The sequence below is a fragment of the Synechococcus sp. genome (assembly GCF_982614295.1).
Map to the genome: position 1 here is coordinate 1 of NZ_CEXBMR010000023.1, position 13907 is coordinate 13907.

Consider the following 13907-nt stretch of genomic DNA (forward strand, 5'->3'; position numbering starts at 1 on the left):
GCTTTTCGGTTGTCCAGGTGCGTCGCCTTTCGACGACTTGTGAACCGTATCACAGCAAGATCAACGCCCGAACCGATAATTCATCAGTTCATAACGAAATCGTGCTGAACACAACCACAACAAAAACCTAACAGATGGGGTCTTACTCTCGCCGCCATGGAGCTACTGCAACTGACTTTCACTTTTTTCGCCCTAAGCCTCGCTGGCCTTGGGCTGCTATTGCTTTGGCTTGAAGCAAGGCATCGCCTAGAGCCGAGTTCACCACTAAAACTGAAATTTGAAGCTTGGAGAGTGTCGATCACGCCTGGGCGTTACTGCGTTGAAGGTTTTGTAACCATCAACAACCCCCATGGCCAGATGGAAGTGTTTGTACCGGAACTCAGGGCAAAACCGCGTTTACTAGCCAGTGAAAGCCTTAAAAACATCACCCTCACTACAAGGGTGGAACCTCGTCATCCCGACGAGGAAAGCCGCGCTGATGATTATTGGTTTGCTTACATCGTTAAAGGGCACAAGAGCACCCAGGCAAAAATTTCCATATGGATTGAAGGTGAGCAGCTAGAGCAACGGCTTGATTCGCTTTGGGTAGATATCCACTGGGTGAATTACGGCCCCTTTGGACGTCTTAAGAAACGTGAGGGTTTACTTGTGCCCCTCAAGCACCCTGCCCCAGTTCAACCGCAAGAGGCCAAATGGAGAGAGGGCGATCGCTGTTATGTGTTGGCAGTACCCACCCATTTGCTTGGGGTACTAGACAATGTTGAAACAATCCTTCGCAACTACGCCGGAGCGGTTTTACAGCCGGGCGACATTCTCACCATTGCCGAAAGCCCCTTAGCAGTAATGCAAGGCAGATATCAGCATCCATCTGAAATAGTTCCCTCGGCATTAGCCAGGTCACTTTGCCGCGTATTTCATCCCACCAGCAGTCTTGCCACCGCCTGCGGTCTGCAAAGCCTGATCAATTCAGTTGGGCCTGCAAGGGTATTGATGGCATGGTTGCTTGGCGCTCTTTTAAAGCTGGCGGGTATTAAAGGTGGGTTTTATCGATTAGCAGGCCCCCAGGCGCGATTAATCGACGACGTAACTGGATCAACCCCTCCATACGACCAAACAATTGTGATGGGCCCTGAAGATCCTGAAAAAGTGGCGCAGCTAATGGCAGCAGCCTTGGGCCATGGGGTGGCTGTAGTGGATGTGAATGATCTGGGCCGCGTAAAAATATTGGCCGCCAGCAGGGGGTGTGACCTCGACTTGCTTGAGCGAGCCCTTAAGCCAAATCCAGCTGGCAATGCCAATGAACGCACGCCATTAGTGGTTGTTAGGCCCCGATCCTGAACACACCTAGATAAAGTTGCGCAATATGGGCTACGCCATGGAGTCTCAACTGCAGCACCAAAACCTGCAGGTTGAGCTCTTGCAGCTGAGCCACCTTGCTGAGCTGCAAAGACCGGAACTTCAATATCTATCAACTCAACTGCAGAAATTAGTTTTTTTAAGACCCATTTCCGCTCTTAAACCGTGGCTTGCCCCATCAAGTTCACCTGCGCCGTTGGCCCTTGTTGCTGTTAGCGATGACGGAGCATGTGTGGGATTTTTGCTTGCTGAACCCTGCAATCGCAGAGGAAGTTGCTGGCGCCTTGAGGTTTTGGAAAGTTGGGGTGACGCAGTATCTCCTTTAGATGTAGCCAGCTGTCTTTTAAAAGCTGCTTTAGAGCAAGCTCCCGGTGCTATGGCCTGGGTTGCAAGGGCTGCCAGCAACGCTGAACAAACCTTGGCGGCTCTAAGGGAACAGGGTTTTCAAATCCTCCAACATCAACAGGCATGGCTGCTTAATTCGCTAAGGAAACTAAAAGCTGTTGCGGTATTGCCAGAGCCCTTTCAGTTTCAACCCCTAAGCCGGACCACTGCAGTGTTGCTGTTGCAGCTTGAACTTGCAGCAACACCAAGCCACTTGCGCCAAATGCAAGATCTGCGCAGCGAAGATCTTTTGGCTGATTCCCAAGTGGATTCCCTTTTGTTGGTAGATCTTCAACGCCACCAAGCGGTGGCTGGTGCAAGGCTACTTAGGCGCCGCCATAGGGGGCCCACTGAAATTGAATTAAGCCTTCATCCCGGCTGGAAACACCTTCTAGGAGACATCCTTGGCTTGTTACTCACTAACGCTGCCGATAAACACCTGCCCGCCTTAATTCGCTGCGACATTAGTAATTGTGAAGGTAATGAATGGCTTGCTCAACAAGGAGCACTGCAAATCCAAGAGGAGCTTGTGCTCGCCCGTAGCCTTTGGCGCCGCCATGAATTAGTGCCCCCCCCCGGACTTGCCAGCCGCACCATCGAACGCTTGGTGGGGCAATGGCAACCAAGGCAACGGCCAGTTCCAGAAGCAATGCGTTGGCGTTGAAGCAGCCACCCCAGCCTCGTTCAGTTCTGGCAATCGATGTGGGAAAAAAACGCATCGGTTTAGCTGGGTGCGATCCTCTTGGGCTAACGATTTCGCCATTACCTGCAATTGCCCGCGGAATTTTCTCTCGAGATCTGCTCATTTTTAAATCGCTGGTGCAACAACGCCGCTGCGAAGCATTGATCGTTGGAATTCCCCTAGATCAAGCCCAACAACCAACCCTCCAAGCTGAATATTGCAGGCGTTACGGCAACCAACTAGCACAGGCGTTAGCACTGCCCCTCGCATGGATTAATGAACATTGCAGCAGCTGGTCTGCAGCTGAAAGTCTGCAGCTCCATGGCGATCGCAGCGGAGCCCTAGATAGTGCCGCTGCTGCCTTGTTGCTCGAGCAATGGCTGCAGGAAGGACCTGAACCGGTCTATGCGGCGGCCATTAGTGACAGCACAGCAGCGAGCCTTGAGGGATCCTGATGTAGTTGCAACAGAAACGATGGGCGAAACCTCCTCTTTTTCGGGATCTAATGATGTGCCCACAGTTGTGGTGCGCGATGGCCAAGGTAAGGAACTGCTGTGTTTCTTAGAACAACTGATCCCCCTTGATGGCCACGACTACGCCTTGCTCACACCAGTGGACACCCCCGTTTGCTTGTTTCGCCTTAGCGACGATGAAGAGCCAGAACTTCTGGAAGGTTTAGATGCCAGTGAGCCAATACTCTCAACCGCTGAAGTGGTGCTCCAGGAACATGAACTTTCTTTGGTGCGTTCTGCCGTAACCCTCACCGTTGTTGGAGAGCTTGAAGAACCAGATCCAGACGACTTAGATGAAGATGAAGATGCCGATGGAGATGATGATGATGATGCAGAAACCTACGAACTATTAGTAAGTTTTATGGTGGCAGAAGAGGAATACGGTTTATACATCCCCCTTGATCCTTTCTTTGTGGTGGCCCGCATGGAAAACGACCATGCCCTGCTAGTGGAAGGTGAAGAGTTCGAGCGAGTGCAGCCACGCATCGAAGCTGAATTGGAGGAGCGGGAGTCTCAGGATTGAACCTGCGTGATTTGCTAGAACCCAATTGGGTGGCCAAGGGCAGTGTTTGTGATTTGCCTTTGGAGGTATTCGCCGATCTAAACATCAAAGCCTTAGTTCTCGATGTGGATTGCACCTTGCTGCCTCAACACAGCCAAGAAATCCCGGCAGATGTATTCGTATGGCTCAATAAAGCGCGCCATCAATGGCGTTTGCACTTATTTAGTAACAATCCAAACCGCCGCAGAATTGAAGCAATTGCTAATGCCTTTGATCTGCCTTTTACGGCCGGGGCAGGCAAACCAAGACGCGGCCCTTTAAGGCTTGTGCTTAATCAATTGAAATTGCCTGCTGCTCAGGTTGCACTTATTGGCGATCGAGTTTTCACAGACGTACTTGCAGGAAACCGTCTTGGGCTATTCACAGTTTTGGTGCATGCCGTTGGCAGTGATGGCAAACCGAGCAGTAAAAACACTTTGCAGCGCAGCGAACGTACATTGGCGCGCTGGCTGGGGGCCCGGATGGAGCAGGGATTGCCGCATAAGGGATTGCCGCACTGATGAGTCGCACTTTGGTGGTGAAAGTGGGCACCAGTTTGTTGCGGGGCAATAAAGGGCTCAGCACAGCTGAGTTCATCGCAGGATTAGCCGCAAGCCTGAGTGCTGAACGGGCAAAAGGGCATGGTGTTGCCCTTGTAACCAGTGGTGCTGTAGGCCTCGGCTGCCAAGAGCTGGGGCTAGAAACAAGACCAAAACTCGTTGAGGAATTACAAGCAGCGGCAGCCATCGGTCAAGGTCAACTGATGGGTCTTTATGCCCATGCTTTTAAAAGCCATGCTCAAACCGTGGCCCAGGTGTTAATAACCCGCGGCGATCTGGCTTCAAGGCGTCGTTTCTTAAGTGCTAGCCGCACCCTCCAGCAACTTCTTAGTTGGAATGTGGTGCCGATTATTAATGAAAATGACACCCTGGCCACTGAAGAACTGCGTTTTGGAGATAACGACACACTTTCAGCCCTAGTGGCCGTAGCGCTACAAGCTGACGAATTAATTTTATTGACAGATGTGGATCGTCTTTATTCCAGCGATCCCCGCCAAAACAATGGGGCAACACCAATCGATGAAGTACAAAATCTCGCTCAACTAGATGCCCTTCAAACCGTTGCCGGCACTGGAAATCTATGGGGCACTGGCGGGATTACAACAAAATTGGCGGCAGCCCGCATTGCCACCGCTAGTGGCATCCAAGTGAGGTTGGCTGATGGACGTAATCCGCTTGTTTTATCCGAATTATTGGCCGGGCGCTGCCATGGCACCCGTTTTTTAGCAAGCCTTTCACCCATACCTGATCGCAAACGCTGGTTGGCCCACGCCCCAGTACCTCAGGGCGATCTACTGGTGGATGAGGGGGCAGCAAGAGCCTTGCTCGATAAGGGCGCTTCCCTGTTGGCTATCGGAATTATCAAAGTTAATGGGGAATTTGAACGTCAAGCGCCGGTACGCATCCTTACTAGTGATGGCCTTGAATTAGGACGCGGTCTTTGTGCTTACGCCAGCAAAGAACTGCGGCGCTGCCTTGGTTTGAGCTCTCATTTAGTGCAACAGTTTGAGCCTCAGTTGCCGGAGGTGGTTATTCATCGCGACCAACTGGTAATAACTGCCGTTTCAAGCATTAGCACTACGATCCCGGCCAAGCTCTGAGGTATGAGGCCTGCCATGCAATTCAGCACATTGCTAAAGCATCTTTCTGGGGGAGAAAATCAGCCGCTCTTTCTAGGCGATGATCCGGAATTAAAGGCCGCAGCTGCCCTTAATCAAGCAAGCCAAGGGGACTTGAGTTTTCTTGAACCCGGCAATGCCCTCTTGGCTGCATTGGCTGAAACAAGCGCCTCCGCCCTGCTGCTGCCCCCAGATCCCGAGCTCCATGCAAAAGCAACTGAAAGGGGAATTGCATGGATTTCACTAAAAAATCCAAGGCTTGGCTTTGCAGAGGCATTAGAGCAGCTTTATCCCAAAAGCCCATTGCCTTGCGGGATTCATCCCTCTGCTGTGGTGGATGCCAGTGCGGTTCTCGCTGAAGGAGTGCATGTGGGAGCGCTTGTGGTGATTGGTGCAAACAGCCGCATAGGGGCCGGCTGCATCTTGCATCCAGCCGTTGTGATCTATCCAGATGTAGAAATCGGCCCGGGCTGTGAACTGCATTCCCATGCGGTGTTGCATCCAGGCAGCCGGCTTGCAGAAGCATGTGTTGTGCATTCCCATGCAGTTATCGGCAGTGAGGGGTTCGGCTTCGTACCCACCGCCAGCGGCTGGCGCAAAATGCCCCAAACCGGTTTAGTGGTACTGGAAGAAGGGGTGGAGGTGGGCTGCGGCTCCACCATCGATCGCCCAGCAGTGGGAGAAACCCGCATTGGTGCTGGAAGCAAAATCGATAATTTGGTGCAGGTTGGCCACGGAGTCGTAATTGGCAAAAATTGCGCAATTGCTGCGCAGGTAGGTATTGCCGGCGGAGCAAAGCTTGGCAATGGCGTCATTCTTGCTGGCCAGGTGGGGGTAGCAAATCGCGCTGTTATTGGTGATGGCGCCATTGCTTCTTCCAAATCAGGAATCCACGGGGAAGTAGCAGCTGGAGAAGTTGTTAGTGGTTATCCAGCAATTCCAAACAGACTTTGGCTCCGCTGTTCTGCGGTTTTTAGCAAGTTACCCGATATGGCTCGCAATCTGCGGCAGCTGAATCAATCGAACTGACGCGATAGGTTGCGACTAGCTATCAACACTTAAGCGGCAATGGGCAGTTACCAAATCACCCTTCTGGCCGGAGATGGGATCGGCCCTGAGATCACTGATGTCGCGGTGAAATTACTGGAAAAAGTGGGCCACCAATTTGGCTTTCAATTGAATTTCAATCGTCAACCGGTAGGTGGTGCGGCGATAGAGGAATTTGGGCAACCTTTGCCGCCCAGCACTTTGGAAGCTTGTAAAAACAGTGATGCTGTGCTTTTGGCCGCCATTGGCGCCCCTAAATACGACGCTTTAGCTCGGGAGCTAAGGCCGGAATCCGGCTTGCTTGCCTTAAGGGCTGGCCTTCAGTTATTTGCAAATCTCAGGCCTGTTGCGATTGTGCCGGCTTTATTAGGAGCAAGCAGTTTGCGGCCTGAAGTGATTAGTGGAGTGGATTTGTTGGTGGTGCGTGAACTTACGGGAGGGATCTATTTCGGCCAGCCAAAAGGCAGGGTGCAGCTAGAGAACGGAGAAGAGAGGGGCTTCAACACCATGACCTATTGCAGTTCTGAAGTAGATCGAATCGCCAAGGTTGCCTTTGAGCTGGCTCAACAAAGACGTGGAGAGCTTTGTTCTGTAGATAAAGCAAATGTTTTGGATGTAAGCCAGCTTTGGCGTGACCGGGTAACTGCCATGGCCGGTTCTTACCTTGATGTGAAGTTATCGCATATGTACGTAGATAACGCTGCAATGCAATTAGTACGGGAACCGCGTCAATTTGATGTGCTGCTCACCAGCAATTTATTTGGCGATATTTTGAGCGATGAGGCAGCAATGCTCACCGGTTCGATAGGCATGCTCCCCTCTGCTTCTTTAGGAAGTTCAGGCCCCGGTTTATTCGAACCCGTGCATGGTTCAGCCCCAGATATTGCTGGAGCAGATGTGGCTAACCCCCTAGCGATGGTGCTATCGGCGGCAATGCTTTTGCGGATTGGCCTTAAACAAGAAGGGGCAGCCAAGGCCCTTGAAACCGCTGTTGAATCTGTGCTGGGAAAAGGTTTTCGCACCGGTGATCTGATGGCTGAAGGTTGCAAAAAAATTGGTTGTGCAGCAATGGGGGAAGAACTGCTCAAGGCTCTTGCTTAGTCAACTGGCCGAATTTGGCCGATGCTCTGACAAAATTTGCTTAGTTAGTAGTGCTGCTGATGTCCAAGCTTCACCCAATCGTTGCGGTTACCGGATCCTCAGGAGCTGGCACCAGCACTGTTAAACGCGCTTTTGAACATATTTTTACCCGCGAAGGGATCACACCAGCAGTGGTGGAGGGTGATAGCTATCACCGCTACGAACGCGCTCCCATGAAAGAAGCAATGGCCAGCGCCTTGAAAGCAGGTGAAAACTTCTCCCATTTCGGACCGGAAGCCAACCTTTTCGACAAATTAGAGGAGCTGTTTCGTAAATACGCTAAAAGCGGCGGCGGTGAAAAGCGCTACTACTTACACAGCCCCGAGGAAGCAGCTGAACATAACGCTCGCCTTGGCACTGATTTGAATCCAGGCCAATTCACCCCTTGGGAGCCAATCCCAGGGTCTACAGATTTGCTGTTCTATGAAGGGCTGCATGGTGGAGTGGTGGGAGATGGCTACGACGTGGCAAGCCTTGCCGATTTACTTGTTGGTGTAGTACCAATCACCAACTTGGAATGGATTCAAAAAATTCACCGCGATAATGCTGAACGCGGTTATTCAGCCGAAGCAATCGTTGACACAATCCTGCGCCGTATGCCGGATTACATCAATCACATCTGCCCCCAATTCAGCCTCACAGACATCAACTTTCAAAGAGTGCCCACGATCGACACCTCAAACCCGTTTATCTGCCGCAATATCCCCGCCCCGGATGAAAGCTTCGTAATCATTCATTTCCGCAAAGGAGCTCGCGATAAGTTTGATGTTGATTTCACCTACTTACTAGACATGATTCACGACTCCTTCATGTCTAGCCCAACTTCAATTGTTGTGAACGGAGGCAAGATGGGATTTGCGATGGAGCTTATTCTCACCCCTATCATTCATCGCATGATTGAACAAAAGCGCCAAAAAGCTTGATATTTACTCATTAAATTAGCTAGGCTTCAGTGGTGACAATTCCATCTTTTGCCATCGATGGCGCTTCGGGGCAATTCGATGCCGCGATGTGGCGCTGTCCCCCTGAACAATTAGGGAGAATGCTTCAAATTGCCCGGCGCTTGTATTTGCATTATTTGGAACGCTGCGGCAGCCCCGACCCTCTAGGGGTTGTGATTGTTGCAGGCGGTAGATCAGCTCGCTTGATTTTTGAAGCGCCAGTTTTACTACCCCAGGAGCAATTTGTGCCATTGGATTTGTTACGGATTAAGCCGCAGCAAAAAAATCGCTCGCGGCGATGACATCACAATTAGCGCTTACGGCAGCCTTATTTGGCTTGTGTATTGGCAGTTTTATAAACGTAGTTGTGTGGCGCATACCTAGGGGGGAATCATGCGTTTGGCCGGGCAGCCATTGTCCAAAATGTGGCAAAAGCCTGGCCTGGCATCAAAACATTCCGGTTTTGAGTTGGTGTTTGTTAAAGGGGAAGTGCGCGTTTTGCTTTAGCTCTATTAGCCCCATTTATCCGGCGGTTGAATTATTAAGCGCTGGGTTGTGGGTACTGCTGGCACTCCCTGGGGTAGGTCGAATGGGAGCCCCTGATCAATTACTAAATCTTTTGGCTGGTGCAATTTTTGTGAGCTGGTTGCTGCCGCTTGCCTTGATCGATTTAAAAACGATGCAACTACCTGAATCACTTTGCAAGTGGGGGGTAATAACTGGTTTGTTATGCAGTGTTGGACTCGGTGCATCGCAGGGTGCCGGCGCTGAAATGCTTTTGTATCACTGCCTTGCTGCCGTAGTGGGTTTGCTGGCTTTTGAAAGCGTTAGCGCTGGCGCCGAGAGAATCATGGGGGTGCCGGCTTTAGGGCTAGGGGATGCGAAGTTGGCGGCGCTGCTTGGCGCCTGGCTTGGCCTCAAGGGTTTAGGAGTTGCGGTTGCCCTCGCTGTGCTGCTTGGGGCAGTATTTGGAGTGATCGGGCGCCTTAGCGGCAAACTTTCAGCTCGAGAGCCCTTTCCTTTTGGCCCTTTTTTGGCAGTTGGTGGATTTCTAAGCTGGCTTGCCTGCGACAGCTTTTGGGGATTTGTGATCAGCCCCCCCTTCCGGATCCTTTAATAGATAAGTGTTAGCAAGTCCATTGTGTCGCTGCTCGACTGGTTTGCGGATCGCCGTAAAACTGCCCCTTTAGTGCGGGCAGCGCCTGAAAATGACGAAGGTGATGGCTTATGGAGCAAATGCCCTGAATGTGCAGAGGTGGTTTACCGCAAAGATTTGCTAGCAAACGCAAGTGTTTGTTCTGCTTGCGGTCATCACCACAGGATTGACAGTGAAGAGAGGCTCAGATTATTAATGGATCCAGACAGTTTTATTGAAAGCGATGCGGGCCTGAGCCCAACCGATCCACTCACTTTTAAAGATCGAAGGGCTTACGCCGATCGGATTCGCGATAGTCAACAAAGCACAGGCATGCGCGATGCCGTGGTTTGCGGAATCGGCAGGCTTGAGGGATTTCCCCTCGCGGTAGCGGTTATGGATTTCCGTTTTATGGGGGGAAGTATGGGTTCGGTGGTGGGTGAAAAGTTAACCCGTTTAATCGAAACAGCCACTGCCAAACGTTTGCCTGTTTTAGTTGTATGCGCCAGCGGAGGCGCCCGGATGCAGGAAGGAATGCTTAGTTTGATGCAAATGGCAAAAGTGTCTGGCGCTCTAGAGCGCCACCGCAGCCAGGAACTTCTTTACATTCCATTGCTCACTCATCCCACCACCGGAGGCGTAACGGCAAGTTTTGCAATGTTGGGAGATTTAATCCTTGCAGAACCGAAAGCACTTATTGGCTTTGCCGGACGCCGTGTAATCGAGCAAACCTTAAGAGAAAAACTACCCGACGATTTTCAAACTGCTGAATACATCCAAGACCACGGATTTGTTGATGCAATAGTTCCCCGCACCAAGCTGCGTAGCACTATGGCAAGTCTGCTGGAATTACATGGTCAAGTTGCATGAAGTTTCTAAAGGCGCTTCTGTTTACTGCTGCACTGCTGTTTTTGCTGAGTTTAATTCAGCCCTTGCCGGTGTTTGCTGGCCCGGTTGATTGGCAGGAAGTAGTACCCACCAGTGCTGGTCGTCAATGGTGGGACAAAGGCAGCTTGAGGCTTAACCGCAAAGGCGAATTAACAGTTTTAAGTAGATTTAGCGCCACTCCCGATGAATCAGGAAAAACAGCAACCGGTTCTCTTTACGTGATGGCTTTGGATTGCGATGAAAAGCTTTATAAAGATCTGCAAGTAAATGGATTACCGAAACCGAGGGCTGATTGGCAACTCGTGGGATCGGAAGATTTAATCGCTGAGGTGCTTGAGCAGTCTTGCGCAGAGGCGAGTAGCCAGGGATTAAGGGAGGCAAGCAAGGCTTGAAAGCTTCTCAATTAGGTGTTGCAATCGCCGGCTTGGGTTTTGGTGAAAAAGTGCACCTTCCGGCTTTGTATGCCTGCCCTGCCACAACACCAGTTGCCCTTTGGCATCCGCAAAATGAGAAGTTGCAGCAATCTTGCAGCAGAACAGGGCTTTGGGGCAGCTCAAATTTCAAGGAGCTATTGGCCAATCCCGAGGTAGAGGCCTTAATCATTGCAACTCCCCCAGAAGCTCGATTCCAGCTAGCAAAACAGGCACTTCTTGCCGGTAAGCATGTGCTGCTGGAAAAACCAGTCGCTCTCAATTCCACAGAGGCGCTGCAATTAGAGCAACTAGCCCTTGCCCAGGGATGTTGTTGTGCCATTAATTTTGAATATCGAGCAGTGCCCGCATTTCAGCAACTAGCGGAACTGCTCAGGGCTGGTTGGCTTGGGGAACCTTGGTTAGTGCGTTTCGATTGGCTGATGGAGAGCCGCAGCGATCCAAAGCGACCCTGGAATTGGTATGCACAACAGGAGTTAGGGGGGGGTGTTTTAGGTGCTCTTGGCAGCCACGCCTTCGACATGATGGAGTGGCTAGTGGGGCCGATCGTGGCGCTTCAAGCCCAGTTATCTGTGGCGATCAAGGAGCGTCCAATGCCAAACGGCAATGGTTTTGCCGCGGTGGATGCAGCTGATACAGCCCTAATCCAAATGCAACTGCAGCCCCATTGGAGCGCTTCAAAGCAATTTCTATCGGCCCAATTAGCTCTTTCTTCAGTGGCCCGGCAGGGAAGGGGCTGCTGGCTTGAGTTTTATGGTTCAGAAGGAACATTGGTCTTAGGTAGCAGCAACCAAGCCGACTACGTGCATGGCTTTGGTTTGCAGGGATGCCTCAAAGGAGAAACGATGGCAGCTATACCCAATAATCCAGCCTTTAAATACAACCGCACCTGGGAAGACGGCCGCATCGCTCCCGTGGCTCGGCTCATCGGCTGGTGGGCGGAGGCAATTAAAGAAGCGAAACCAATGGTGCCTGGTTTACTTGAGGGCTTACAGAGCCAGATTGCTATGGATGCATGCCAAAGCAGTGATCTGAGCGGAAGCAGGGTTTTGCTTTAAATCAGAAAGATCTGGCCGCTCGAGAGGGTTTACAAGCGTCTAGCTGTTGGGACAAGACCGGCAAGACTATATTTAATAAGTTTTACTTATCATTCAAGGTTATCCCCAGCTCTTAAGTCTTTTCCACAACTTTAACCAGCTTTTCCACAGGGAAATAGCAATTGCCTTTAAAAATCTCTGGCAGCGAGCCGGCAATCTCAAAATCCTGTGAAATGTAATTTTGCATACCAGCTGCCCTTGACTAATGCTGCCAACCGCTCAAGCCAACTTGCTTCAAAATCTTAGAAAGCCAAACATTCTTTGATTGCAATTGATCTCAGCGATAGGACAGCTAATACGAAGGCAATGCTTCCGTTTTGACGAAACCACCGGAACTGTGGCTTCATGATTGGAATCGAGCGAATTAGGAATTTGACGAGCGTTACAGATGCAAGCATGGGAACAAACAATTTTGATGTGGTGAGCATGGAAGCAGAGCTACCAGAAGCGTTATTTGAGCGCATGAAAGATTTTCTGAAAATCAATCCTCACTGGGATCAATATCAATTAGTTAGTTGCGCAATTGCAAATTTTCTATACCAAAATGGAAGCACTGATAAAACAATTGCACAACATTATCTAAATGGTATTTTTAACAAAAAATGCTAGATAAATTTTCAAAGGAAAAGGTTCGGAGTACTGAATCTTTAATTAATAAACAGAATATTTTAAATGTACAAAAACTTTGATGAATTGGTGGCGGGGGGGAGATTTGAACTCCCGACCTTCGGGTTATGAGCCCGACGAGCTACCAGACTGCTCTACCCCGCGGAGTGATCACCAAGATTTAATAATACGGTATCGACTCTCTAAAAGTAAACAACTCAACGCAACTGACCGCGTACCTCAAGCCGTTGCCCTGCCATTGGAATCAAAAATTGTTGCTCCAATTCCTCGAGAGCTGATGGGGTTAACCAATCCAACTGCCTAAGCAAGTGCAGCGCCACCGCCCATTTCGCCCTGCTGGAGCCATCCTCCACCTTGATAGCCAAGCCGAGGCCTTCTCCCATGCGGGCTAAGCATTGAATCCCTTCTGCTCCCCCCTTACTTACGAGCAAACCCAGGCTGCGCCGCATTAATTCTGTATCAAACCGTCCTTCCCCTGCCACTAATTCTGGATGGGCTTGCATCGCACGAGCCAATCGCTCCAAAACGGCCGATTGAGCCCCGCCGAGATGGGCATAAAGCAGTGCCATTTGACACAGGGGTAGATGCATGGTGGGGGCGCCGCAATCGTCGCAAGCAAAAACCAATTCCGCCGAGGGAATTCCAAGTAATTCAGCCACTCGGTTAAATACCTCTTGCTGCAAAGGATGCTCACGATTTAAGTAGCCCTCCAAAGGCCACCCCATCCGGCGGCAATTAGCCAAAAAGGCAGCATGCTTCCCGGAACAGTTGTGCTGCAGGGCGCTTTCTTTATCTAAGCCGCAAGGGCAGCGCAAAAAACTCACATCTACATCTGCCCGCCACAGCACCTGAAAAGCTTCACGCGCTTGCTCCAAGGTGCCGTCGTGGGAGGCGCAAGCAATTGCCATTGCCCGATCGCCACCCCCTTGGGCATCTACTGCACCACTGGAAACAAAAAGCTGGGCTTGAAAAGGTTTCAAGCTGGAGCGGATAAAGCTGAGGTGCTGAGGATCCCCCGCCCGCATCAATAATCTGCCACGTTGATCGGTAACTACCGCATGGGCCCGGTGCAGGGATTCAGCGATGCCATTGCGTAAGAGAACCACCTCTAAAGGTGAAGTGCCCTGGCGAGTTGATCCACTAAGACCCATGGAGGAGGCCATAACAAATAAATAAAAAGTTAGGTTTTAAAGAGCCTGGCAGATGCTCGAGCCAAAGCAGAGCAGCACCAGCAGCAGCGTGAGGGCTTGCCCAAGCCGCACCAAGATTGGTTTTACCTGATGTTGTGCCACCAGTAGATCTTGCTGGCGCCAATCCAACGGTTTTTCCCATTCTTGACCGTCGTACCAGCCCGATTCCTCATAGATGATTTTTTCTCGCACCAAGCGCCGCTGCACATAAGACCAGCCAAGCCACTGGCGAGTTAGTAAAAGTAAAGGCAAAAGCAA

Annotated in this window: 17 protein-coding genes and 1 tRNA gene; 15 read left to right on the forward strand and 3 right to left on the reverse strand. The window is 50.9% G+C overall.

All coding sequences use genetic code 11. From position 1 onward, the window contains the following. Positions 1-156 precede the first annotated feature (156 nt). The 15 genes from AC2JC8_RS05370 (at position 157) to AC2JC8_RS05440 (ending at position 12441) form a co-directional block, all read left to right on the forward strand. The gene (locus AC2JC8_RS05370; protein WP_484594310.1) at positions 157-1338 is read left to right on the forward strand and encodes a F420-0:Gamma-glutamyl ligase; all 1182 of its coding nucleotides are present in this window, start codon (positions 157-159) and stop codon (positions 1336-1338) included. Between the two features lie 37 nt (positions 1339-1375). Continuing rightward, positions 1376-2404, forward strand: coding sequence for a hypothetical protein (locus tag AC2JC8_RS05375; RefSeq protein ID WP_484594311.1), 1029 nt, complete (start codon positions 1376-1378; stop codon positions 2402-2404). Beyond that, a complete protein-coding gene (ruvX, locus tag AC2JC8_RS05380; RefSeq protein WP_484401281.1) occupies positions 2356-2877 on the forward strand; it encodes a Holliday junction resolvase RuvX in 522 nt (173 codons plus the stop codon). The genes AC2JC8_RS05375 and ruvX overlap by 49 nt, the downstream gene beginning before the upstream one ends. A gap of 19 nt (positions 2878-2896) precedes the next feature. Next, entirely contained in the window at positions 2897-3457 is a 561-nt protein-coding gene (locus tag AC2JC8_RS05385; protein WP_484401284.1) for a DUF3727 domain-containing protein, read from the forward strand. Beyond that, positions 3454-3996 carry a YqeG family HAD IIIA-type phosphatase gene (locus AC2JC8_RS05390; RefSeq protein WP_484594312.1) on the forward strand — a complete coding sequence of 181 codons (543 nt, stop codon included), beginning with the start codon at positions 3454-3456 and terminating at the stop codon, positions 3994-3996. Before AC2JC8_RS05385 ends, AC2JC8_RS05390 begins: the two co-directional genes overlap by 4 nt. Then, entirely contained in the window at positions 3996-5135 is a 1140-nt protein-coding gene (gene proB / locus AC2JC8_RS05395) for a glutamate 5-kinase (protein ID WP_484420062.1), read from the forward strand. Before AC2JC8_RS05390 ends, proB begins: the two co-directional genes overlap by 1 nt. A gap of 15 nt (positions 5136-5150) precedes the next feature. Continuing rightward, on the forward strand, positions 5151-6182 hold the full coding sequence (gene lpxD / locus AC2JC8_RS05400) for a UDP-3-O-(3-hydroxymyristoyl)glucosamine N-acyltransferase (protein ID WP_484401277.1): 1032 nt from the start codon (positions 5151-5153) through the stop codon (positions 6180-6182). A 39-nt stretch (positions 6183-6221) separates the two neighbouring features. Next, on the forward strand, positions 6222-7301 hold the full coding sequence (gene leuB, locus AC2JC8_RS05405; protein ID WP_484594313.1) for a 3-isopropylmalate dehydrogenase: 1080 nt from the start codon (positions 6222-6224) through the stop codon (positions 7299-7301). A gap of 59 nt (positions 7302-7360) precedes the next feature. Further along, positions 7361-8263: a phosphoribulokinase gene (locus AC2JC8_RS05410; protein ID WP_484401275.1), complete on the forward strand. Its 903-nt coding sequence runs from the start codon at positions 7361-7363 to the stop codon at positions 8261-8263. Between the two features lie 32 nt (positions 8264-8295). Then, positions 8296-8583 (forward strand): hypothetical protein, encoded by a 288-nt coding sequence (locus tag AC2JC8_RS05415; protein ID WP_484401273.1) that lies wholly within the window; start codon positions 8296-8298, stop codon positions 8581-8583. After that, positions 8580-9398, forward strand: coding sequence for a prepilin peptidase (locus AC2JC8_RS05420; protein ID WP_484401272.1), 819 nt, complete (start codon positions 8580-8582; stop codon positions 9396-9398). The genes AC2JC8_RS05415 and AC2JC8_RS05420 overlap by 4 nt, the downstream gene beginning before the upstream one ends. 24 nt (positions 9399-9422) lie before the next feature. After that, positions 9423-10286 (forward strand): acetyl-CoA carboxylase, carboxyltransferase subunit beta, encoded by an 864-nt coding sequence (gene accD / locus AC2JC8_RS05425; RefSeq protein ID WP_484401271.1) that lies wholly within the window; start codon positions 9423-9425, stop codon positions 10284-10286. Further along, entirely contained in the window at positions 10283-10696 is a 414-nt protein-coding gene (locus AC2JC8_RS05430) for a hypothetical protein (protein WP_484594314.1), read from the forward strand. The genes accD and AC2JC8_RS05430 overlap by 4 nt, the downstream gene beginning before the upstream one ends. Next, a complete protein-coding gene (locus tag AC2JC8_RS05435; protein ID WP_484594315.1) occupies positions 10693-11793 on the forward strand; it encodes a Gfo/Idh/MocA family protein in 1101 nt (366 codons plus the stop codon). The genes AC2JC8_RS05430 and AC2JC8_RS05435 overlap by 4 nt, the downstream gene beginning before the upstream one ends. Before the next feature lie 435 nt (positions 11794-12228). Then, positions 12229-12441, forward strand: coding sequence for a DUF2811 domain-containing protein (locus tag AC2JC8_RS05440; protein ID WP_484420059.1), 213 nt, complete (start codon positions 12229-12231; stop codon positions 12439-12441). Between the two features lie 85 nt (positions 12442-12526). On the opposite strand, the gene AC2JC8_RS05445 is transcribed toward AC2JC8_RS05440, so the two are convergent. The 3 genes from AC2JC8_RS05445 to AC2JC8_RS05455 form a co-directional block, all read right to left on the reverse strand. Next, positions 12527-12603 (reverse strand) — tRNA-Met (locus AC2JC8_RS05445). 53 nt (positions 12604-12656) lie between these two features. Then, the gene (locus tag AC2JC8_RS05450; RefSeq protein WP_484401266.1) at positions 12657-13622 is read right to left on the reverse strand and encodes an asparaginase; all 966 of its coding nucleotides are present in this window, start codon (positions 13620-13622) and stop codon (positions 12657-12659) included. 24 nt (positions 13623-13646) lie between these two features. Next, the coding region (locus AC2JC8_RS05455; protein WP_484594316.1) for a CGLD27 family protein at positions 13647-13907 on the reverse strand (261 nt) is incomplete at its 5' end.